The 24,072-nt window shown below is 41.2% G+C and carries 18 protein-coding genes; 5 read left to right on the top strand and 13 right to left on the bottom strand.

Features of this window, described 5'->3' with window-relative positions; translation table 11 throughout:
* Position 1 precedes the first annotated feature (1 nt).
* The 9 genes from R2S10_RS01515 to R2S10_RS01475 form a co-directional block, all read right to left on the bottom strand.
* Entirely contained in the window at positions 2-1,741 is a 1,740-nt protein-coding gene (locus R2S10_RS01515) for a S8 family serine peptidase (RefSeq protein WP_316838665.1), read from the bottom strand.
* 91 nt (positions 1,742-1,832) lie between these two features.
* The gene (locus tag R2S10_RS01510; RefSeq protein ID WP_316838664.1) at positions 1,833-2,996 is read right to left on the bottom strand and encodes a hypothetical protein; all 1,164 of its coding nucleotides are present in this window, start codon (positions 2,994-2,996) and stop codon (positions 1,833-1,835) included.
* Positions 2,996-4,156: a retropepsin-like aspartic protease gene (locus tag R2S10_RS01505; RefSeq protein WP_316838662.1), complete on the bottom strand. Its 1,161-nt coding sequence runs from the start codon at positions 4,154-4,156 to the stop codon at positions 2,996-2,998. Before R2S10_RS01505 ends, R2S10_RS01510 begins: the two co-directional genes overlap by 1 nt.
* Positions 4,153-5,136: a TlpA disulfide reductase family protein gene (locus R2S10_RS01500; RefSeq protein ID WP_316838661.1), complete on the bottom strand. Its 984-nt coding sequence runs from the start codon at positions 5,134-5,136 to the stop codon at positions 4,153-4,155. Before R2S10_RS01500 ends, R2S10_RS01505 begins: the two co-directional genes overlap by 4 nt.
* 39 nt (positions 5,137-5,175) lie before the next feature.
* Positions 5,176-6,090, bottom strand: coding sequence for a hypothetical protein (locus tag R2S10_RS01495; RefSeq protein WP_316838660.1), 915 nt, complete (start codon positions 6,088-6,090; stop codon positions 5,176-5,178).
* An 18-nt stretch (positions 6,091-6,108) separates the two neighbouring features.
* Positions 6,109-7,668, bottom strand: coding sequence for a RagB/SusD family nutrient uptake outer membrane protein (locus tag R2S10_RS01490; RefSeq protein ID WP_316838659.1), 1,560 nt, complete (start codon positions 7,666-7,668; stop codon positions 6,109-6,111).
* Positions 7,669-7,678: 10 nt separating this feature from the next.
* Positions 7,679-11,239: a SusC/RagA family TonB-linked outer membrane protein gene (locus R2S10_RS01485; protein WP_316838658.1), complete on the bottom strand. Its 3,561-nt coding sequence runs from the start codon at positions 11,237-11,239 to the stop codon at positions 7,679-7,681.
* 274 nt (positions 11,240-11,513) lie between these two features.
* Entirely contained in the window at positions 11,514-12,701 is a 1,188-nt protein-coding gene (locus R2S10_RS01480; protein WP_316838657.1) for a FecR family protein, read from the bottom strand.
* A 127-nt stretch (positions 12,702-12,828) separates the two neighbouring features.
* Positions 12,829-13,440: an RNA polymerase sigma-70 factor gene (locus R2S10_RS01475; RefSeq protein WP_316838656.1), complete on the bottom strand. Its 612-nt coding sequence runs from the start codon at positions 13,438-13,440 to the stop codon at positions 12,829-12,831.
* Between the two features lie 325 nt (positions 13,441-13,765).
* Between R2S10_RS01475 and efp the strand changes: the two genes are divergently transcribed.
* Positions 13,766-14,326: an elongation factor P gene (efp, locus tag R2S10_RS01470; RefSeq protein WP_316838655.1), complete on the top strand. Its 561-nt coding sequence runs from the start codon at positions 13,766-13,768 to the stop codon at positions 14,324-14,326.
* 127 nt (positions 14,327-14,453) lie between these two features.
* The gene (locus R2S10_RS01465) at positions 14,454-14,657 is read left to right on the top strand and encodes a hypothetical protein (RefSeq protein WP_316838654.1); all 204 of its coding nucleotides are present in this window, start codon (positions 14,454-14,456) and stop codon (positions 14,655-14,657) included.
* A gap of 4 nt (positions 14,658-14,661) precedes the next feature.
* On the opposite strand, the gene R2S10_RS01460 is transcribed toward R2S10_RS01465, so the two are convergent.
* Positions 14,662-16,443: an SGNH/GDSL hydrolase family protein gene (locus tag R2S10_RS01460; RefSeq protein ID WP_316838653.1), complete on the bottom strand. Its 1,782-nt coding sequence runs from the start codon at positions 16,441-16,443 to the stop codon at positions 14,662-14,664.
* 27 nt (positions 16,444-16,470) lie between these two features.
* Positions 16,471-18,021 carry a sulfatase gene (locus R2S10_RS01455; protein WP_316838652.1) on the bottom strand — a complete coding sequence of 517 codons (1,551 nt, stop codon included), beginning with the start codon at positions 18,019-18,021 and terminating at the stop codon, positions 16,471-16,473.
* Positions 18,022-18,162: 141 nt separating this feature from the next.
* Here R2S10_RS01455 and R2S10_RS01450 point away from each other — a divergent pair, with 141 nt between their 5' ends.
* The gene (locus R2S10_RS01450; protein WP_316838651.1) at positions 18,163-20,436 is read left to right on the top strand and encodes a family 20 glycosylhydrolase; all 2,274 of its coding nucleotides are present in this window, start codon (positions 18,163-18,165) and stop codon (positions 20,434-20,436) included.
* A gap of 51 nt (positions 20,437-20,487) precedes the next feature.
* On the opposite strand, the gene R2S10_RS01445 is transcribed toward R2S10_RS01450, so the two are convergent.
* Positions 20,488-20,838: a helix-turn-helix domain-containing protein gene (locus R2S10_RS01445; RefSeq protein ID WP_316838650.1), complete on the bottom strand. Its 351-nt coding sequence runs from the start codon at positions 20,836-20,838 to the stop codon at positions 20,488-20,490.
* A 125-nt stretch (positions 20,839-20,963) separates the two neighbouring features.
* Between R2S10_RS01445 and R2S10_RS01440 the strand changes: the two genes are divergently transcribed.
* Both R2S10_RS01440 and R2S10_RS01435 read left to right on the top strand, forming a co-directional pair.
* Positions 20,964-21,938, top strand: coding sequence for an NADP-dependent oxidoreductase (locus tag R2S10_RS01440; protein ID WP_316838649.1), 975 nt, complete (start codon positions 20,964-20,966; stop codon positions 21,936-21,938).
* A gap of 206 nt (positions 21,939-22,144) precedes the next feature.
* A complete protein-coding gene (locus R2S10_RS01435; protein ID WP_316838648.1) occupies positions 22,145-23,485 on the top strand; it encodes an amidohydrolase in 1,341 nt (446 codons plus the stop codon).
* A 154-nt stretch (positions 23,486-23,639) separates the two neighbouring features.
* Here R2S10_RS01435 and R2S10_RS01430 read toward each other — a convergent pair whose 3' ends face one another.
* Positions 23,640-24,032, bottom strand: coding sequence for an acyl-CoA thioesterase (locus tag R2S10_RS01430; protein ID WP_316838647.1), 393 nt, complete (start codon positions 24,030-24,032; stop codon positions 23,640-23,642).
* Positions 24,033-24,072: the final 40 nt, after the last annotated feature.

Below are 24,072 nucleotides of genomic sequence, written 5' to 3'. Positions count from 1 at the left end.
ATTATTTACCATTGGTTTTACTCAATTGATCTGCAGCAACAACTGCTTTATAAGCGTTTAAAATACCTCCTGAAACACATAGTTGTGAAAAAAGATACAGGTCTGTTTTAAGTTTACCACCAGTTTTAACTTGTTTTTCAACCTCTACGTTAGCTCTGTCGGTCACATTGCCCACAATCAGCTTGCGCAATTGTGCGGCGGTAATTTCTGGATAATATGCTTTAATTAAAGCGGCAGTACCGGTTACGTTGGCAGCGGCAAACAATGGACTTGCGCCCATGCGGTAAGTTCCGCCCATATAAGTAGTGCTAATATTTTGGCCCGGTGCAAATAGATCCAGTTCTTTTGGAGAGAAATTGGCATCTTTCAATGGCAGACCTTCTTTATCGGAAGCGGCCACGGTGATGAAATTATTTAGCACCTTACCATTCACATTTGAATTAGGATAATATTTCTTTTCAGACAGGTTATCCGATAAATTCCATACCGAAGAGACTACTAAAACTCCTTTTTCTTCGGCATACAATAAGGCATCGTTCACCCATTTCACCTCATAAGCCGGGTAAATGGTGTTTGACATACCTAACTGGATCACATCTGCTTTTTGATCTACCGCATAGCGAATCGCCAATGCGATATCTTTATAATAAGGTTCGCCTTCTTTTGGATAGGCACGCAAAGACATCAGTTGTGCTTCCGGCATAATGCCATTTACCCCTATACCGTTACTTCTATCGGCAGCAATAATTCCTGAAACCATCGTGCCGGAAAAAGATCCGTTACTATATAGCTTGTTATTTCCGTAATTTTTATCGCTGATATTGGTCCAGTCATCGCCTGTGATTTTCCTTGCATCAATAGTTTCTGCAAGTAACCTCTCAAACGCTTCATTCGGCTGTCTTTTAGGGTTCAGGGTAAGGTCTCTAGCCTGTACAAAATTCATCGAATCTGTATGATTTTTGGCTGCATAAGAATTATTAACCCCAAAAGTCATTAAAAAGAAAAACCTGGACATCAACTTTAAGGTATCGACCTTTCCATCAGTTTTGACGTCAAACTTAGAAACGTCCGCTTGCTTGATCTTGGTCAGGTCAGGGTTTATTTTCTTCATGGCCGGCTCAATTTCATTAACGATCATATATTTCACAATCCTGGAGGAATGAATACTAGCCGCTTCCTGAGCCAGACGAGACTCTTTATTGAGGCGATACCTGAAAAAGGTATATTCCTTCAGGTCTTTTGGTGCCGGAACTTTAATCAATTTCTGGGACAGCTCATTAAACTTAATATAATCTGTTCCATTGAAGAAAATCCCTTCATATAAACCTCTCAAACGAAAATATTCACGGTCACCTTCCTGGTTAGTCTTTTCGATCATTTCTCCTTTGGCATTCCCTAAGAAATTCCAGCCATGGATATCATCGATATAACCGTTACCATCATTATCGATCCCGTCTTCTTTTTCATTTGGATTGGTCCAGGAGGCATTTTTTAAATCTTCATGCGCTGCATCCATTCCAAAACCGATTACCGCAACAATTGGTTTCTTTTTCAAAGGTTTTCCTTTGAGAAATTCATAGGCCTGGTTTACGCCGATTCCATAGACACCATCCTTTTCAAAAGAAAGGTTGTACCAGTCTTCTGTTTTCTTTTCTGTGGTTGCTTTTTTAACCAGCTGGGCATTTCCGGCCAAAACTGCTCCCTGTAGGCACAGTGCCAATATTAATGTTTGTTTTTTCATGTTTTCTTTCTCAATGGTTTATTTAATGAAAGGTATTTCAGGAGCAGATCCGGGATCTGGCAGCCAGAAAACCTCATTAAGTGGTTGATTTTTAATCTTTCAATACGGTTATGTTTTTAACTCCGGAATGGGTTTTAAGGGTAAACACGAGTTTGGTATTCTCTTTTAAAATGGGCAGACCGCTGGTCAGGCTTTCGCAAAATGGGATGGCTTTGATCGCTTTACCGTTGATATGGGTGAGTACATCTCCAACAGCCACCTGGCCAATTAATTTACCCCATACGGTAGCTACCAGATATTGTCCGTCATGAACATAGATTTCCAGGTTCCAGTTGTGTTTGGCATCAATCAGGTCTACTTTTTCTGAGGAAAAAGGGCTGAACAGGAATAGTTTATTGACATAGTCGATGGTTACTTTTCCATATTTCAGGGATTGATAGCCTAACAATGTTTCCGGTGGATTGCCCACTTTTGCCCTTGCGTTCGTAAACATAAATGAGCCGATCAGCAATTCCGGAACTTGTACCATAATTTGTTTTCCGGCTCCGCCTCTACCGTTTACGCCGATGCTTCCACCGCCTTCACCTTCTCTAAGCACCTGTACCAGGCCATCAGTTTTCAATCTTTCGTAAGCGTCGTTTTTAAGGCTTAGAAAAGCATCAGAACCCGTATCAAACATCATCCGGATTTCATCATATTTTCCAACATTGACAGAAACAATCGGAATCCCTTTGGCATCATCTACGAAAGGAAGAACTTGTCTGTCGGACATTAAGGAAGAACGTCCTCCTTTAGTGATCCTGATTTCTTTCTTTTGATCGTCAATATCAACTGTGCAGTCCTGTAAAAGGTCGCTTCCGATATAGCCCTGTACACCAATACAAGGAAATATTTCGCTATCTAAAACCAAAAAACGCGGGTTTTTAAACAGGATATTAGAAGCTACAGTTCCGGCATTTCCGCCTGAGAATCCAACTGTTTCAAGCTGGAGTACCTCTATCTGTTTTTTATTGCTGTTGGCATCCAAAATACCTATTGATCCAACTACAGGCGCATTAAATTCTGTTTTTAAAGCCGTACTAATAGAGTTCCGGCCTCCAGTATCAAAAATCATGGGCACCAGTTTTCCATTCAGTTTAATCTGGATTACCATCTTATTGGCGATCACCTGATATGGAAACACAACAGCATCCTGCGCTTTAGTTGTTAAAGCAAAAAACCAGCAGATCAGGGAGAAGTATATATATTTCATCATTACTCTTTAATTACTTCAATGTCCTTTACTCCGGTTTTTGTTTGTATACGGAAAAGGGCTTTCTCCTGACCGATTAACTCGGGAAGCTCATTGATCAGATTCTCACAGTTAGAGAATTGGGTTATTTTTTTACCGTTGATATGGGTCACTACATCCCCCATTTCCACTTCTCCTTTTAATCTATCCCAAACACTACTGACTACCATTTGCTGATTCTCCGGGCGAAGCTCCAGATCCCAGTACTTTTTGGTGTTTTCGATCTTCTCTTTTGAAAACTCCGGAAAAGGTTCGAACAGGAATTTCTTATGGACATAGTCGATCGTTACTTTTCCGAAGCTCAACAGCTGATAGCCAAACAAACTTTCCAGGGCACTACCTACGCCAATACGCAGTTTAGAAAACTTACCTCCAGAGATCGTCAATTCCGGAATTTCGAGCAATATCCGACTCCCATTTTGACCTCTTCCATTTACACCGATACTGCCTACTGATGAACCTTCACGGATCATAAACAATGCACCCTGGCTTTCTAACCTAGGATAGTCTGCTTTTCTTAAGGCCAAAAAACCATCAGCACCACTATCAAATACGACCCTTGCCTGATCAAAATCCCCAACTTTTATGGAGAATAGCGGAGCGCCTCCTCCATTAGGTAAAAATGGAAGCGCCTTAGGGTTATTCAGCATGGCAGTGCTACCACCTGCTGTGATAGTGATCACTTTCTTTTGATCATCGATTTCAATGGTATTGTTTTGCCACAAATCACTCCCAATCAATCCTCTTACCCTGAGACAAGGAAAAATTTCCGTATCAATCACCAGAAAAGGAACGTTTTTAAATGCCATTCCTCCTTTAGCAATATCCAGGGTATTTACAGTGACCACATCCATAGACTTTTTGGATCGGCTTACATCAATCACGTCCTTGCTATGCGTAGCGGAAAGCCCCAGGCTTTCCTGTAATTTTGAATCCATGGCATTCTTACCACCGGTATCGAAAATCATAGGCACAAGTTTCCCATTGATAGTGACTTCTACAATCATTTTATTTGCAAACACCTTATAGGGTAGTATTACTGTCTTTTGGGCCAGTACATTTGTGAAGCTGAACAGGCCGATAGCAGCCATGGTCAGCAATCTTTTAACGGGGATTATCATCATTTTGTAATTGCTTTTAAGGCGGATTTAAGTACTTCGCCATTATTGATATCTCTTTGTAAAACTGTCCCGTTTGCATCTATAATCACGCAAAAAGGGATCGATTTAAAACCATAAGCCTTTCCGAGCGAAGAATTATTGAATCCTTTTTTATCCCATATCGTTAACCATGGAATCTGCATTTCTTCCAGTGCTTTTTTATATTTCAAAGGGTCTTCATCCAGCGAGATGCTGATGAACTGTACGTCTTTTTCAAATTCTTTGTAAAAGGTTTTCATATGATGCATTTCTCTTCTACAAGGCACACACCAGGAGGCCCAGAAATCAAGGACTACAATCTTTCCTTTGAAATCTTTTAACGAGACTAGTTTCCCCTTTTGATCAGGCAATTGAAATTCCGGTGCTTTAATCCCAAGGATGTAATTTCTGAGGCTATCCGCTCTTTTTACCAGCCATTTTGCGGATTCAGAATTCCGCTCATTTGCCGGTATATTGACTAGAAAACGTTGGTAAAAATCATATTTACCAGCTTTGAACAGGTAGGCTAAAGCGCTCAGTTGCCTTGATTTTAAAAGCTTAAAAGCGACAGTATCCAGGTTAAGATCATAGGATTGCTTTGGGGCAAAGTTTGCCATTTCCAGGTGTTCCTCTAATCCTGAAAACTCCAGACTGGAGCTGTTGCTATCCTTATCGTCAAAATAACCGTTAATGGTCACCTCAGCATTGCTAAAGAAAACCTCCTGTTTTGTGGCGCCCATGGTTAGCACATACAAATCCGGTACTACCTGAACGGGTCCCATAGAAAAGTCGGGATGATCCTTGTCGATGGTGGTTTTAAAAACCAGTTTGCCCGACAAAGTATTCAGCGAAATTAACACTGGATTTATGGTCGTAATGCGGCCTTTTATCAGGAGGCCATCTGCTGCTTTTGCAGTAATTATGGACAATAGGAGTCCTAAGGCAAAGAATATCTTGCGCATCATTGGATTTATTAAGAAATGAAATGGTCTGTTTTTTTCTGTCTATTTTCCGTCTCCTATAGCCTGTAGATCAATATCATATTGCTGTTTATAAAAGCTAATCATGGCGTCATACTTTCTTTTGATCAATCCGTTGGCATCTTTCACCGGGCTAAGGATTCCTTTGGCCGTTACATCGGAAGCCGTAGTTGCCGGATCGGTCAGGTAAGTATAAGGATTGGAAACAATTAGCTGAATGAATCCCTGCCAATCTTGTAAAATCTCTGGCAGCCCAACTGGAAGGACTAAAAACCCACGTTTATAACGGTCGGCCTGTGTGGTACCAGCGATTGGATTGGTATAATCAGAGATCCCGGTAAAGACATCTGATCTTTTCATTTTACCCTCCAGATCCATCATTTTCAAAAAGCTGAAATTGACATTTCCACGGTATACCGCTTTATTAATACTGGAAACACCTGCATTTCCACCATTTAAGGCAAAGCTCTGGTAACCGCCAAATTTGCCATTACCAAAGGGCAAAAGATAGGTATCTACCTGGGTGATGGTTGTCGTTCCTGTTCCTAATGAACTGCATAAAAACACCTTTCTAGGCAGGAATTGTTTAAGGGTGCCATCGGAATAATACTTAAAGAAAGTACTTTCCAGTAAATCCAGCTGCGCATTGATATAATCTGGTATAGCGGGTGCTGATTTGTAAAAGTTATCATATCCAGTTATCCTCCAGTTGATGTCTTGCTGGCTAAATTTATAGAGTACATAACTATCCCAACGCTGAAAATAGTCCATGATCCGCTGGTCATAATCGTTATTGCCCTGAGGCAACTGAAAACCCGGTTCAGGGAATTCTGTTGCAGTCAGTTTATCTTCTGTTTTCTTGCATCCATTTGTCAGAAAGAGCATGATGCTCAAAGACAAAATCAGTGCAGTCCTTAAAGTTTGATTGAAATTTTTCATGTTTTTCGTATTCAGCATTTATGGATTTTGAGTTAATTCCCCGTTTCTATCTAAAACCACCTGAGGGATTGGCCAGGTATATCGGTTATCGCCTTTGCTCAGGGTAAAAGTTTGTGCGGTACCTGCAGTCTCCTGATATAGATGGGAGATAGATGGCATGCCATAACGGCGCAGGTCGAACCAGCGATGTCCATCAAAAGGAAGCTCTCTTCTGCGTTCTTCTTTATAGAAATTCAGCAACTGAGTTCCATCGGTAATGTCGACCTGTACATAGGGTTTTCTGCTGTCATACCTGGAAAGCCTCAGCGTATTCAGGTCGTTTAATGCGGATGTTCTTAAAGCATCATTACCCGTTTGGATAAACTTTTGGATGTTCGCTTCTGCGCGATTCAGGTAAAGTTCGGCTACACGAATACCGGCGCCACCCATCCCACCTGTAATTCCTCTGAAAAAATAAGTTAAGGTTGAAGGAGGTGTAACCCCCACGTAGGACGCGTAATTGAAATAAATACGGGGGCGTAGATCGCCAATATAGGTTTCGTTAGCCTCAAAACCTTTAGAATCGTACAGGTTAATCAATTCAGGAGAAATGCCATAAGGTGGTACATTTACCCTGTTATATGCCGGGCTAAGGCTACTTTTCAGGAAATCATCTTCAACACTTTTGTTGGGAACATAGGTCCAGATGACTTCCTTGCTAATGGCCGGACTGTAAATCCTGTTTACATTAAGGGAATTATCGGTTGTATTGTACGTATAATATAGTGTAGAATTAAAGGTACTCAACTGCGTTAGCACTGATTTTTTAGCCAAAGCTTTATTTGCATATTCAATTGCCAGATCCCATTTTTCCTGATACAGATATACTCTTGATAAAAGCGCATAACCTGCGGTTTCGCTCATTTTATATACCCCTTTATCCTGAGGATATTGTTGAAACAGTGAGATGGAAGCCTGGATATCTGCTTCAATCTGGCGATAGACTTCGGCTACAGAGTTTCTTTTGAAAAGCTCATCAGTCACCACCATTTTTAATTTTAAAGGCACTCCCGGACTTTTTTCAGGATCTAGTCCCTGGGTATTATATGGCTTCCCATACATGTTTACCAACATAAAATAGTAATAAGCTCTCAAGGCTAAAACCTCGGCTTTAAGATTCGCTTTATCCTTTTCCGAACCAGTTACTTTATCTGCATATTCGAGTCCTACATTACAACCTACAATGCGGTTATAAATTATTTCCCAGGAGTTTAATGTGCTTAAATTTGCAACACCTTCTGCAGTTAAAAGCTCTTCAAACATATGCTTAGACCAGGAGAAAGGTGCTTTACCCCTCCTTACTACGGCCTCATAATTTGGTAGTCCCTGTCCGCCAACACAATTAACATCATCGGTCACCATATTCAAAACAGAGGTGATATTGACGAAATAGGGATAAGCTTCTCCGGCCATTAAGCCACTGAGATCCTGAACCGTAGAAGGTCTCATTTCGTCCTGACTTTTCTCTTCCAGGAACTTTTTACAACCTGTATTGACCAATAATAGCCCTGGAATTAATATATAAAGTATACGTTTCATTTTTAATGCTTTAAAAGGTTACAGACAAGTTTAATACATGGGCTTGAGGCAATGGTTGTCCGCCGGATGCCACTTCAGGATCTACTCCTTTAAAATCTTTGCTCACAAAGGTGTGCAGGTTACTTACAGTATAGCCGATGGTCATGCTTTTACTCATGATTCTTTTCACAAATTGTTGTGGCAGGATATAAGAAACACTGACATTGTTGATGCGCAGGTAAGAAGCGTTGACCAATCTCGCTGTGCTGAAATTATAGAGCGTATAAGGAGACACTAGGGTTGTTGAAGTAGGAATCGTTATATAAGGTACTCCGTTAAAGGGTATAGATGGAATACTGGTAAAAGCTTCATCTCCCGGCTTCCTCCATCTGTTGACCAGATCTTTTGACAAGTTCATATATTCGCTTGGTGCATTATCTCTGATCGCATCGTCAAATAAAGGCGCCAATAATTTATGTCCTCCTAAAGAAGCGTATAAGTTGGCCGAAATACTGACAGATCTATAACGGAAAGAGGTACTGAAACCGCCGGTAAAATCGGCATTGAGTTTCCCTGCATATTTCAAAAATTTGATTGCATCAAATTTGGTATTCACATCCTCAGCGGCAGTCGGTATGTTGTACAGTGGCGTTCCGGTTGCCGGATTCAGCCCTTTAAAATCCCATACCCAGAAAGAAGATACCGGGAATCCTTCTACGAAATAACCACCGGAAACAGCATTGTTCCAGGTTGGATTAGGCAGGAGTCTATTGGATACTTTATTGATGTTTTTAGAACTGTTAACTGAGACGGTCCAGAAGGACGTTTTAGTACGAAGTGGGATAAAGCTCAAGGACAATTCAAATCCATAATTGCGTACTGAACCACCATTCATTGGCATTTGAGTCACACCATTTTCGAATGGCACATCCTTCATCACAATCAGGTCTTTACTGTTTTTGTTGTAGTAATCGAAACTACCGGTGATTCTATTTTGAAACACACTGAAGTCCATTCCAAGGTTTACCGATTGTGTTTTTTCCCATCTTAAATCTGCGTAAGGCAGGGAGCTGATCTTAAGAATCGATTCGCCGGTATACGGACTCACTACCTGGGCTCCGCCACCAACCGGAAGTTTCGCGATCAGGTCTGGTCCATAATTTTCGGCCACATTGCCCTGGTATCCATAACTACCTCTAAAACTAAGCTCAGAAAGCCAGGTATTGCGGTCAAAGAAACGTTCGCGACTCACATTCCACCTTCCGCCCAATGCCCAGATTGGGTTGAAGCGTTCGCGGGTGTCCTGTCCGAAGCGGTTAGAGGCATCTCCCCTGATACTTCCACTGAAAACATACCTGTTATCATAAGTATAGGCACCGGTTAAATAATAGGATAGGTAATTCGCCGTACGATCTGTGATCCCAAAGCTATAGTTATTGGCAAAAATCCCATTGGCAATTGCTACTCCTCCCGTACTAAGAATGGTTGCCGAAGGCGTAATGATGGCTTTTCCACGATCCGGTAAATAACCAAAGACGGTGCTGGTTGTACCTTTATACGCGTTACTTCTCATTTCCATTCCCAACATTCCGGAAACACTATGTTTTTTATTGAAGACTTGTCCGTAGGTCAATGCATTTCTCCAGGTGTAATTGATATTCCGATTATCAGCCTGTGCCAACTCTCCGCCTATTGGTAAAATGGACTGCTTGTATTCATTGGTCATCGGGCCATATTGCCCATACTCATATTTCCTCAGCTTACTGATCCTGTTGGTCAATTCTGAAGCATAAGATTCTGCATGTGTACTGGTAAACCCAGCGCCCAGAGAAGATTCCAAACGGAAACCTGCCGGAAGTTCATATTTTAAAATAATGGCGGTATTGAAATTTGACTTAACGTTATCATTTCCGGAATGCTCCATTTCGTTCAGGATATTGTACAGGTATCCATTTGTGTGTCGGTAATACGACAAACTACCATCCTCCTCATAAGCTGGAATCGCCCTGCTGGTGGTACTGGCGTAGCGGTAAGGATCAAGCCCAAAATAAGCAGTTGTATTGGTATAGTTACCCGATAAACGCGCATTTATGGAGAACTTTTTGGTCACATTACTGGTAAAATTAAAGGTGGCCATATAGCTGTCCATCTTATTTCCTTTTGCCGTTCCACGTTGGTTGTTATAGCCCAGGGAACCGTAATAGGTACTTTCATTGCCACCGCCACTTACGCTCACATTGTGGTTCTGACTCAATGGTCTGTCGTACAATAGGTCAAACCAATTGGTATTGTTGGTTTCCAGTTTTTTTGCACCGGCATTAAAATCATTATAGGAAAGCTTGTTCAACAAGTACTGTTTTAGCAAACCAGCATAGCCGATATCATCCAGTCCATAGGTAGTAATCAATCCTCTCTGATGGATCTCTCTCGATACATCTACTCTTTCCTTAGAGTTCATCAGGTTCATTTTATCATAGTTTGGCGCAGATTGCGTGGAGAAACTGGTATTGTAGCTGATCGATGGCGCACGTCCGGCTTTTCCTCTTTTGGTATTGATCACAATCACACCATTGGCTGCTTTTACACCATAAATTGCCGTTGAAGCCGCATCTTTTAATACGGTAATATCTTCTATATCATAAGGATTTAACCAGGAAATGGCACTGCCGATAAAATTCTTTAGGGCATCAGCATTGGAAGGATCCTGATTAAAGTTGTTTAGTTGCGAGGCTTTAAATGGCAATGGATCTTCCTGGATCATCCCATCTACTACCCATACCGGCTCCTGGCTACCCAGAAGTGTTGAAGTTCCCCTTACGCGAACCGTTTGTCGGGTTCCGACTTGTCCGGAGTTGTTGACTACCTCTACGCCGGGAAGTTTACCTTGCAGCATTTGCTCCAGGCTCATCGTTCCATTAATGGTTAGCTCTCTGGCTTTAATGGTTGCAGAAGCGCCGGTCATTTTCGACCTGTCGATCTGCTGATATCCGGTAGAAACAATCCCGATTTCTTTTAAACTATTGGTTGCCGGCACCATCTTGATGGTACCCATCTCTTTTTTTACGCTGAGAGTTCGAGGTTCATAGCCCAAATAGGAGATTTTGATTTTGGCATCATCCGATACATTCTCGAACATAAATTCTCCATTGGCATTAGACAGCATGCGCTTAGAAGTACCTTCAACCAGGATTGTTGCGCCTGGCAATGGTCCACCGTTTTCCTCTACCACTTTTCCTCTGACGTCGATTTTTGCAGCGTTCGGATTGATGGCATTCAAGACTTTATCCAGCATAGACTGCTCTATGGGCTTGATGACAATTGTTTTTTCATCCATCACATAGGTCAGGGATAAACCATTCAAACACTGTTCTAAAACCGTCTTTAACCCGGTTTTCTGGAAGTTTACATCCAGTCTTTTGGTGTTGTTGATTTTTTGATCCGCATACAGAATTTCATAGCCTGTTTGCTTTGTGATTTGTTGGAATACTTCTTTTATCGAAGCATTCTTTTTGGTATAACTAACCGTCTGGGCAAATGTGCTGGCATGTGCCTGGAGTAAAAAGCCAGTCATTAAAATGATGATGAGTTTCATTATCAAAAATAATTTGTGAGCTTGCCTAAGGTGGGACACACCTAGGTTAAAAGCATAGAATTTCATACTTTAGCAGGGTTTAAGTTGATTCAAGAATAGACAGCTTTTATTTTCCCCGATTTATCGGGCTGGTTGGCTTAAACGTTTACCGGATGGTGTTACTAGCACCGTCCGGCTTTTTTATAGCCCCCAGGATCTCTGCTAAGTTGCGATGGGTAGATTTTTGATCATGGTTCTTTGTTTAGGTTGGTTTATGATATGTTATGGGTTGATTCTATTTTGGGCTTACTATAATTTTTCCTTCGGCTATTTTAAACTTGACTTCGTCTGTCAGTTCTAATTTGGACAATACTTTGTCCACTTGTTCAGATCTGGAAAGTGTTCCTGTAAAAGTGACTTGTTTCAATGATTCGTTTTGATATTCTATATCGATGTTATACCATCGGGAGATTTTGGTCAGTATAGAGGACAGGCTTTCTTGCTCAAAGATGAATTTACCCTTTGTCCAGTCTACCGCTACCGCAGTGTTGACTTCTTTAATGGCTATTCCGTTTGCCGTAAGCTGTGCCTGGTATCCTGGTTTTAGCAATGCCGTTTTTTGTGCTGCGCCTTCTTTTAATGAAGTCACTTTCACAGCACCCTCTAATAAGGTAGTTTTCACTGCAGGTTCTTCCGGATAACTGTTGATGTTAAAATGCGTTCCCAGTACTTCTACTTCCTGAAGGTTGGTTTCCACTACAAAAGGATGTGCTTTATCCTTGGTTACTTCAAAATAGGCCTCTCCTTTCAAGGTTACTTTTCTGGATTTCCCATTGGCAAAAACTGTAGGGTATTTAATCGATGAAGCTGCGTTTAACCAGACTTGTGATCCATCAGGTAAGATGACTTTGAATTGTTCTCCTTTGGCAGTCGACAAAGTATTCAGCATACTCTTTCCAGTTTTGCTATGTACCTTATAGGTAAGCGCTCCATTTTCAGCTTTCATAATGCTTACTCCGGCTTGCTCTGCCAGTTGGCCTTTCCCTGCATCGTTTAAGGCGATGATACTGCCATCTCCTAATGTTAAGGTGGCGGAATTTTTACCTGGCTTCATTTCTTTCAGGTAAACCAGCTGTTGCTGGTCTACTGAATAACGGGAATAAAAATACATTCCTGTTCCGAGCGTAAAAAATACTGATGCGGCAATCGCAATTCTCTTCCATAAAGGATAGTGTCTGCGGATTGGCTCAACCGCTGTTGCGTCCGTGCTTTGGAAGATATAGTTTAATATTTCTTGCTTTTCTGAAGGTTCCAGACTATAGCGCGGGGTACCGGCAGTCATTTCCTCCTCTACAAGCTTTGTAAGTTCGTCTTGCATCCCCTCCTGATCAGCCAACATAAAAAATGTGAGCAACTCCTGTTGGTTCAGCTTTCCCTCTATATAGCGGGCAAACAATTGAGAAAATTCTGAGTTTATAGCCATCCTTTAATGCAACGCTTTGTGAACGTTTCAATAGCTTGACGATCCGAACATACTGGTCGGGGTAGTTGAAACATAATTTATTTTTAATATTATTTTAACCTGGGCTTATTTCTGTAGAAATCCAGGGTTATTTGTGAAGGAATAACATCATCAGTAACATGGCGTCCAGGTTTTTAAGGTATACCCTGATATTTTTCAAAGCTAGTTTCATATGAGTATGTACTGTGCCTTCAGAAATCCCCAGTTCTTTTGCCGCTTCTTCATATTTCAATCCTTGCTCCTGGCACAGCCGATAAACCTTTTGTTGTTGTGGGGAGAGGCTTTCCAGCGCCTGCTGGAGAAGTCTTGCTGTTTCATGGTATTGAATCGTGTCTTCGGTATTGCGTACACCAGTTTCCATTTCTGCTTCTTTCAGCTCTACGTTCCGCAGGGCTTCTCTGGCAATCTTCCTCAACACATCAATGCTATGGTTTCTGGCGATCCTATTAAGGTATGCTCCAAAGTTCTCTATCTCTTGTAACTCCTCCCTTTTCATCCATACTTTCAGAAATACGTCTTGTACGATTTCCTTCGCTTTTGAACGGGATTGGGTAAGTTTATAGGCGATGTTGAAGATCAGTTTCTGATGCATTTCGAACAAAGAATTAAAGGCACGCTGATCCCCTGCTGCCACCAAATGGAGCAATTCTAGCTCCGTAAAAAGTGGTGCTACTTCGACAATTGTATTCTTCCCCCGCATTATAAAGAAGCCAATAATAAAAAAATAATTCCATATACAAGGTTAAACCTGATGATCTATTTGACCGGGAGAGCGGGCTGGCGCCCCTTGTCTTTGGGCTTCTAAAAGTCGGAACAGCCTTATCATCCGCTTATTCCAGTGAGAGATTTACGATTTGAGTTCAACAATTAGTCCTCATTTCCGGCCTTGAAAAAGACAATTTATAGGCGAGTCTATTTATCATAATTTGATATGATATGAAGAAAACACAATTTCTTATCTACTGAGGGTATAAATAACCAAAAAAGCACATATATTTGGGCACAAATTTTACAATTACATTTATATGGCAAAGGCATCTGAAATTAAAGTAGGAAACATTTTACGTTTTAACGGCGAACTGGTAACAGTTATTGAAATCTTACACCGTACCCCAGGTAAAGGTGGCGCATTCTACTTAGGTAAATTTCGCAACATTAAAACTGGAAAAATTGTGGAAGCCCGCTTAGGAACTGATGAGCAAGTTGAAATTTGCCGCGTAGAGACTAGTGACTACCAATATTTATATGAAGAAGGTGATTATTTTGTAGTAATGGACAATGAGTCTTTCGAGCAGTTCAGTGTTGCTAAAGATCTATTCGGTGAATCTGCAAAATTCTTAAAAGAAGGAATGAACGTTATTGTTTCTTTTGAAAGCGAAGAACCAATCATGGCTCAGGCTCCGAATTTCGTAGAATTGGTGGTAACTTATGCAGAACCAGCTGTTAAAGGTGATACTTCTTCTGGCGCTCAGAAAATGGTAACTACAGAAAATGGTATCGAAATCAGAGTTCCATTGTTCGTAAACGAAGGTGATAAATTAAAAGTAGATACACGCACAGGTGAATATGTGGAGCGTGTGAAATAAGGAATTTCATTTCTAAAAAAGGCGGCTTAATGATTAAGCCGCCTTTTTTTTGTTCGTTTTTTTTATCTAATTATAATTGAAACAAGCAAGTCAATCCATTGTTAATCAATTAATAAACATGATGATCATGGAACCGTACAATGTCAATCTTAATGGCCGAATATTAACTATTCAGCCATTACATGATGGGAGCTTCAAGGTTATTGATAAAGGACATGAAGTTGGTCGCCTTTTCCCGGAACCCAATGAAGGGGTTACAGTGTGGACGAGTTATGGCCTGATCGAACCTGAGGAAGCGCAAAAGATTGGTGCTTTAATTGAAGAGAATTAGTGTGCTAATTCCCCATTTGAAAGCTGCTGACTAAAAATCTCCCTAATTTATCATATCCAAGCGCATTTGGGTGTAAACCATCAGAAAACAGGGATTCGTCAATGCGTTCTTGACCTTTCAAGAAAATCCTTGTTGCATCTACGTATTTAAAATCCTTGCCTATTCCAATCTTTACAATTTCTTTATTCAGCTTTGCGATCCTGCTTTCCATACCCTTTCTTGGTAAAATCCCGACTAACAATATCTTTGAATTGGGCTGTCTGGCTTTGACGGTGGTTACCAATAGCTTTAAACCTGTAACGATCTCTTCATCCGTATTGATTTCCAGATTATTGGTACCGATCATCAACACAATTTGTTGAGCACTAAAACCATCCAGCTCTCCATGATGAACACGCCATAATACGTTTTCAATACGGTCCCATCCAAAACCCATATTTACTGGATTTTTATCTCCAAAGTATTTTGTCCAGGAATCATTTCCATTTACGCGCGGTGCGGCTGGCTGGCCTCCCCAGTAATGGGTGATGGAATTTCCGATGAATACCAGTTTTGGTTGATGTGTTGCTACATAGTCTAAGACCTGGTTGTGCCTGCTTTCCCAGTCATACGTGCTGGCATCTCTCCTTTGAGTAACCGGTATTGTGGTAGAAATCTGGCCTTTCTCTTCTTTAAAAATACTGTTGATCTTTTTTTCATAAGCCTTCGCATAGTTCATCATGCCGATATCATTTGGATGTACCCCATCTACCATACTTTCAATGTCTTGTCCAATCTCTGTTTTGGAAAGCAGGTATAAGTTTTTAGTACCTGATTTTGTTAGGGAATCGACTGTATTTCGGAGTATGCTATTGATCGCTTCGGTTTCTTTTTTTCTTGTTTGCTGCATCATTTCCTCCCCAAAGCCATCATGTTCTGTGAGCAAAATAGGAACTCCGGGTCTTTTCTGTTGAATCTGACGGATGGTATTGACTATCCTTTTACCAAGCCTGATGTTCATATCTGTGGAAATCAGATTTGGGAGGCAGTCTACTACATACAACTTTGCATCTATTTGTGTGATGAAGTCCAGCACTTCCGGCTCCAGTTTCCCATTTCCTGAAAAGCCAAGGTTTACCATTGAGCGGTCTAGTTTTCTTCCCAAAATGGAGGTCCAGGCTAATCCTGGTCGCGTGGCACAGGCCCCCTGAGCTATAGAAGTACCATACACTACGATTGGTTTTTCCTGTTGCTGCACAGGGATTTTAGTAAAGCTAGCTTGTTCTGGAAGCCCAATTTCCATCCATTTAACGCTATTGTACAGGGGCAGGTATAATTTATATTCCCGGTCTTTAACATGAGCATCTTTTCCTGAAATATTAGAGAATCTGTACTGAATCGTATCTCCAAATGCGAACTTACCGGCACACCAAAGCCATTTGCCATCCCGGTCTTTCACATATAGGTCGACTCCGCTGACACCTGTAGCTGGCATATGTGGCATTTGAATACTGCCTTTTACTGTAAATTTAACGACAATCTCTTCTGCATCAGTTTTAAACCTCAGGTTCAGACCAGCGCTATTTTCTGCCAGGTTCCATACCGCAGGACGAACCTTTTTTTCTGCGTCTGCAGGTAGACGATCGTAATTACTTTTGTAGCCATCTGCCCAACCTCTGCCATGAATTACGTTCCCGCTATCTGTTGCAGGATTCCAGAATTTAAAGCTTTTCTTTTCCTGCGCCAGGGAAGATTTAAAGAATAATAAGGTCATGATAATGACCATGGTTAATGTATATTTTTTCATTTGTTTGTTTAGGTTCTTTTTTAGGTATTAATTGTCGGTTTGATCTGGCATGACTACTGCTTTCCCGGTGCTTTTAACGATTGGCATTGGGGCCTCCCATTTCCTCAACTGATCCGCCAGTAAAGCCGACAATTCCTTTACTTTTTCCTGGTTTCCTGCAGCTTCATTTTTAAGCTCTCCGATATCTGTTCTCAGGTTATAGAGGTCTTTGGTACCATCACGCATATTGTAAATTAATTTCCAGTCCCCTTTTCTAATGGCAGATTTGTAATTGATCCCGGGACCGTCTTTCGAAATCCATTTATTCGGGCTATGCCAGATTAAGGCCCGCTGGTTGTCGCTGTAATTTACGTTCTTTAACATCGGCACCATGCTTTTACCATCCAGTTCCTGAATCGTTTTGTACTGTTTTATACCTGCCATTTCCAACACTGTTGGGAAAAAGTCTTCGATGATGACGTATTGATTTACTGTAGTTGCCGGCTTTACCACTCCCGGCCATTTTACGATCATTGGCTCACGAATACCTCCTTCATTTACAGAACCCTTACCTGCTTTTAACGGTAGGTTTTGTGTATATGCAGCACCTCCTCTTGGTGGCGTAAGACTGAGTCCGCCGTTGTCGCTCATAAAGATGATGATGGTATTTTTGTCGACTTGTTTTGCTTTTAGATAGTCCATGATGTCTCCGAGACTCTTGTCCATTCCTTCCAGTAAAGCCGCATATTTAGCTTCCTGTGGATCCAGTCCTTTATCGATATATTTCTGGTAGAAGCGCGGGTCTGGTTGTAGTGGATCATGCACCGCATAATGTGCGAGGTTCAAGTAAAATGGTTGCTTATGCTGTATTGGTACATCCAGTGTTTTTATGGCCTCCAAAGTAAGTGCTTCCGTTAAAAAGGTTTCCGAACCGTAATATTCCTCCAGGTCAGGTACCGATTGCATGCTGTTTTTCCCAGGCTTATTGCCGTAGTAATCTTGCGCGAAATAGCTTTGTGGATGGCCGGCAGCATGGCCTGCTATGTTGACCATAAAGCCAAGGTTGTATGGGCTCGCTCCTGGCGTACCCACCGATGCCCAATGTGCCTTACCCACATGAACAGTGAAATAACCGGCATCTTTTAACAGTTGCGGATAAGTTGTGGCATGAATGGTATTAGGAATGCCTGGTTTTGGACTCAGGCCGGTATAATTCCAGGTTGCCGGAGCAAACTGTTCATCTGCGTTATCGGAAGAAACATTGTATTGTGGAGAAGTCCAATTGGTGACTTTATGGTGTGCTGCATTCATTCCGGTGATCATACTAATCCGGCTTGGCGTACATACTGGCGTAGCATAGGCATTCGTGAATTTAGCACCTTCTTTGGCGAGTCGCTCCATATTTGGGGTATGGTAACGTTCGTTGAGTGGTGTTTTTTGCGTCCAGAATGGTAGTGAGGTATCTTGCCAACCCATATCATCTACTAAAAACACAATGATATTCGGTTTTTTCTGTGCGTAAATACTGCTGGTTGTGCTGATAAAAACAAGGATGGAGTTTAAAAGAAAACGGTTGAGTTTCGGCTGACTAAGTTTCATATTCTAAAAATAGTGGGATATTTTATAAAAAAAAGGATAATACTTAATAAATAGCCAATTACGCTGAAGACAATCTGCATGCTGGTGTTCCCTTTCCTCAGATATTTTTAGTTAATTTGAAAAACACACAACCCCATTTCAATGAACCTAAAACGATTTTTACTGGTTTCTTTCTTATCGATCAGCACTGTTTCTACGGTAATGTCGCAGGAAGCCAGTTATCCAATTATCCCTAAACCTGCGCAACTGGAGAATAGGCCAGGTAAATTCGACTGGTACAAAAACACGGTGATCCGTAATGGTGCCGGCTCTACTTTTGCTGATGCGACAAAAGAACTGCAACAAATTACAGGTGCATTAAAGACGACCACTAAACGTCCTAATTTTATCCTGATCAAGAAAGATCCTTCTATTACAGCTGCTGAAGGTTATAAATTATTGGTTGAACCTAGCCAGATCAGTATTTTGGCAGCAAATCCGGAAGGCGCATTTTGGGCAATTTCGACTTTGAAGCAATTGATTGGTAGCCCTGCTTTAAAAACTGGCGCGGCTGCTTATGTGGTTCCTGCGGTTAATATTGCAGATGCTCCGAAGTTTGCCTGGCGCGGCATCCACCTGGATGTGTCCAGACATTTCTTTGATATGGCTTATCTGAGGACTTTCATCGACCGTATGGTCTTATATAAATTTAACAAATTCCATATCCACCTTACCGATGATCAGGGCTGGAGAATTGAGATTAAAAAATATCCGGAGCTGACTTCAAAAGGTGCCTGGAGAAAAATGAACGGTCAGGATTCTGTTTGCTTAAAGCTGGCAAAAGACAACCCTGATTATAATTTACCGGAGAAACATTTCAAAACTATTGATGGGGAACGCATGTATGGCGGTTTCTATACCCAGGAAGAGATGCGTGGCCTAATTAACTATGCAACTGCCCGTGGTGTAGAGATTATCCCTGAAGTGGATATGCCGGGGCATATGATGGCCGCTACTAAGCTAATGCCATGGCTAACGGCTTCTGGCATCAGTCAGCAAGGAAAAACCTTCTCTGAGCCGCTATGCCCATGTAAGGAGACGACTTATGAGTTTGCAGAAAATGTATTCTCGGAAATCTTTGCCCTTTTCCCTAGTAAGTATGTCCATTTAGGCGCAGATGAGGTAGAAAAAGACAGCTGGGAGAAATCAGAAGAATGCAAAGCGATGATGAAACGCGAAAACTTGAAAAGCGTGGATGAATTGCAGAGTCATTTCGTACATCGTATGGAGCGTTTTTTCAATAGTAAAGGTAAGAAGATGATCGGCTGGGATGAGATTTTGGAAGGTGGGGTATCTCCTACTGCGACCATGATGTATTGGAGAGCATGGGTACCAAAAGCACCTAAACATGCGGCTGAAAAAGGCTTGAACATGATCATGATGCCTGGAGAGTTTTGCTATTTTGATGCACAACAGGATGGCGGATCTTTGAAAAAGGTATACGGTTTTGATCCATACAATTACGGATTTACTAAAGCGCAAGAGAAATTGGTATTAGGTGTTCAGGCAGGTATCTGGACGGAATACATCCCTTCGGAAGCACGTTTGGAATACATGGTATTCCCTAGAATGCAGGCCTTATCTGAAGTAGCCTGGAGCAATGCCCCTAAAGACTGGACTTCATTTGAAAAAAGAATGAATGCACAATATCCTTTCCTGGATGCAATGAATATCAATTACCGTCAGCCGGACCTGACTGGTTTTTCTCCGAAAAGCGTGTTTGTAGATCAGACGGTCTTGAAAATCATTAACCCATTAGGTACTTCGGTATTGCGTTACACCACTAACGGTACTCAACCTAATGTAAATTCTGCGGTGTACAATGGTCAATTGCTGATCAATAAACCTACTCAGGTAAAAATTGCGGCTTTCCGTCCTAATGGTAAAATGGGTGAAGTTTATACGATCGATTATGACCAGCAGTCTTACTTAAAAGGGGTATCTCTTAATAAGGCTGAAAAAGGATTGAGATTCTCTTACTATCCTAAATCTTATAAAACCGTTACTCAGATCAATGAGGCGGATAAAAAATCTGATGCCATCACTACTGCAATTGAGATTCCTGTAAAAGAGCAGGCGCCAACTTTTGGAACGAAACATGAAGGTTATTTTTATGCAGCGGAACAAGGTGTTTATACCTTTTTCCTTCGTGCTGATGATGGCAGTAACTTATACCTGAACAACAAATTACTGGTAGACAATGATGGTTTACATAGTGCGATTGAAAAGTCGGCACAGATTGCCTTAGGCAAAGGTTACCATCCTTTCAAATTGTTGTTTATTGAAGGTGGCGGTGGTTACACGCTTTCTTTAGACTATGTTGGACCAGATGGTCAGCGTAAAACTGTAACTGCGGCAGATTTTACACATGAATAATTTACTTCAAGTACTTTAATAGAAAAGGGCCGTTTACACGGCCCTTTTCTATTAAAGTACTATTTGGTTCAGCTTCTCTTTTTTGATCTGCTGATCTCCCCAACCTTTTAAATGGTTGAGAAAAGGGATCAGTTCCTTCCCTACTTCAGTTAAGGAGTATTCTACTTTAGGTGGCACTTCGAGGTACACTTGTCGGTTAACGAGCATATCTTCCTCCAGCTCACGTAAGGATTGGGTCAGCATTTTTGGTGTTATGTCATTTATTATTTTCCGAAGCTCGCCATAGCGTAGCACGGTTTGGTTGTGCAGGTGCCATAAAATACGTCCTTTATATTTTCCGCCGATACGCTGAAAGGCATAATCTAATGCACAAATCGGGTCTTCGGTATGTTTTCTTGCCATCTTTTATTTTTTTATCACTGATATTCAGATTGGTATCTATTTAGTGCGTAGGATACCAAAAAGTGCATACTTGATGCAAAGATAGTAATCACCTAGCTTTACCATTCATTAAAGAATCGAATTTTATGAAAGCAATTATTTTAACAGCTGCAGGTTCAACTGCAAATCTTAATCATACAGAATTACCACTACCATCCATCAAAGAGAACGAGGTACTGGTAAAGCTGACTGCCATTAGCATCAATCCAATTGATGTAAAAGCCAGAGCAAATGAAGGTGTTTTAAACTGGGTTTTTGGCGATGAGCGTCCTGTGATTCTGGGCTGGGACATTTCCGGTGAGGTTACAGAAACTGGTGGCCAGGTTTCTGATTTTAAAATCGGTGATGAGGTATTTGGGATGGTGAATTTCTTTGGGCATGGAAAGGCTTATGCTGAATATGTTGCCGTTCCAGCGGATCAATTGTCTTTAAAGCCAGGAACAATTTCACATCAGGAAGCCGCTGCAGCTACTCTGGCAGCCTTAACAGCCTGGCAAGTATTGGTTAACCAGGCCAGGATCAGCAAAGGTCAGCGGGTGTTAATTCATGCGGCATCTGGTGGTGTAGGACATTATGCAGTACAAATTGCTAAACATTTTGGTGCTTTTGTAATCGGGACTTCCTCGGCAGCCAACAGAGATTTTGTACTAAGTTTAGGCGCCGATGAGCATATCGACTATACTTCAGTACGTTTTGAGGAAGTACTTAGCGAGGTAGATTTTGTACTGGATACTATTGAAGGAGAAACCTTAACGCGTTCCATAGCCGTTGTAAAACCTGGAGGTACGATCATCAGTATTCCTACCGGCAATTTCGATCAATCAGATCTAGATAAAGCCAAGGATCATCAGGTTAATTTATTGGGCTATTTGGTGCAATCCAGTGGAACCGATATGAAGTTACTTGCTGATTTGTTGGAGAAAGGCATCCTGAAATCTCATGTTTCTCAAAGCTTTGACTTTAAGGATATGGATAAAGCACACCAAGCGGTTGAAACCGGTAAAACAAAGGGTAAGATTGTGGTGACCCTGAATACGCCATCTCTATCCGGGGACAACTAAAGCGCTGCAGACAATTGCATTTTCCATAGGTTTGCATAGGCCGAGGAGGGATTATGTCTCAATTCCAAGGGTGTTCCCTCCTCTACTACCAATCCCTAGAGAAAACAACGTTATTTCTATAAACGAACAATCTTCCCATTAATATTTTTACCTCTAAAATCAACAGGTACCGCTTAACTTTGCTTTTATAATTTTCACCAATAACTATGAGTAACCAAGAGCTGACACGTAAAAAATTTATTCAACAAACGATGGGCGCAATAGGATATGGCATCGCCGCCACTGCGATACCCAATTCAACCTATGCTATGGAAACACCAGACCGTCTACCCTCTTCTAAGTCAATAACTTTTAAAAATGTATTGCTCGAAACGGGATTTGAACGCGATGATTTTGAAGTCACAGGTACCAAAACCGCCTTATTTTCCATGGTGGTTGAAGATGGGAAAATCAAGTCTATCGGGCCTAATAGTAATATAAAAGGAGCCATAGATGCCAAAGGATATCTCTTATTACCTGCTATGAAGGACATGCACATCCATTTGGATAAAACCTATTATGGTGGCAAATGGAAAGCGACTTCCAGGCGTCAACGGTCTGTGCAGGATATGATTGCATTGGAGGAAAAGATTCTACCGGAAATGTTAAAGACTTCGACAATCCGCGCGGAAAGGATTATTGAATTGTTGCAGTCTAAGGGGACTAATTTTGCGCGAAGTCATGTTAACATTGAACCGACTTCTCAATTGAACTCGTTAAAAAATCTCTACAAAGCGATTGAAAACAAAAAAGATAGTTTCGGGACGGAAATAGTTGCTTTTCCTCAGCATGGGCTTTTCAAATCAAAATCGGAAGGCTTAATGAAAGAAGCGGCGCAAATGGATATTGATTTTATCGGTGGATTAGATCCACAAACCATTGATGGCAGTATCGAGAAATCTATTGATTTTACGGTGCAGCTGGCCCTGGATTACAAACGTGGTATTGACATTCATTTACATGAATCTGGAGAGAGCGGCTACAAAACCGTTCAGTATCTGATCAAAAAAGTAAATGAAAGTCCTGAATTGAAAGGGAAAACATTCCTTAGTCATTGCTTCGCATTGGGAAAACTACAAGGGAAAGTATTGGAAGAAACTTGCGAACAATTGGCCGCAGCACAAATAGGGATCATTTCGACTATTCCTTTTGGCGGCTTGATCATGCCTATTCCTACTTTATACAAACATGGCGTGTCTGTGATGACAGGTACTGATAGTGTGGTAGACCATTGGAGTCCATTTGGGACAGGTAGCATGTTGCAAAAAGCCAATTTAATGGCCCAGCTTTATGGTTATTCTACAGAGTTGGAACTTTCCAGATGTCTGAAGATTGCCACAAATAACGTGTTGCCATTGGATGAAAAGGGCAATCAGCAATGGCCAAAAGCAGGTGACAAAGCAGACTTCAACTTCGTAGATGCGAGCTGCTCAGCAGAAGCAGTAGCCAGGGAATCCACAATTAAGGCATTGTATCATGAAGGTAAATGTGCTTATCAAAACATGTAATTAATTTTTGATCTCCATATTATCATCCATCAGATCAGAAAAAACCATTAAAATATATGGTAGTGCATTAATGATTTCTGAAAAGGCAGCAAGGCCGCGTTTAAGGGCGGCCTTGCTGAATATTTAATTACAGTATTTTGCGGGGATTTGGGATTTAAATATTAAGGTTATCAAAAACCTCTCCTCTGCTGAGTTTACCATTTACTGTAGCGATCACTTCTACCTTTGCTTTAAGACATAGGGCATTATCCTCCAGGCGGAAGATATCCTGAAAAAATATCAGCTTTAAGCCTTCACGCTCGGTTCTGAGTTTGACAGCAAATACATCCTTACTGGTTAAGGATTTTTTAAAATCCATTTCAATTCGGGATACCATTAAAAGGATGCCTTGATCGGTGAGTTCTTTAAAAGACTGCTCTTTAGAATGCAGGTATTCATGTCTGGCATGTTCCAGATAATTCTGGTATACTGCGTTATTTACTACACCCTGGATGTCACATTCGTAATCTCTTACTTTCAGCTGAATTTCAAAAACATAATCCTTCATAGCTGGTAAAGATCGTGATCTTTACCAGCATTTAAATGGC

Origin of the sequence: Pedobacter gandavensis (assembly GCF_032678745.1) — a bacterium.
Taxonomy (GTDB): Bacteria; Bacteroidota; Bacteroidia; order Sphingobacteriales; family Sphingobacteriaceae; genus Pedobacter; species Pedobacter gandavensis_C.
This window is presented reverse-complemented; position numbering and strand designations above follow the sequence as displayed.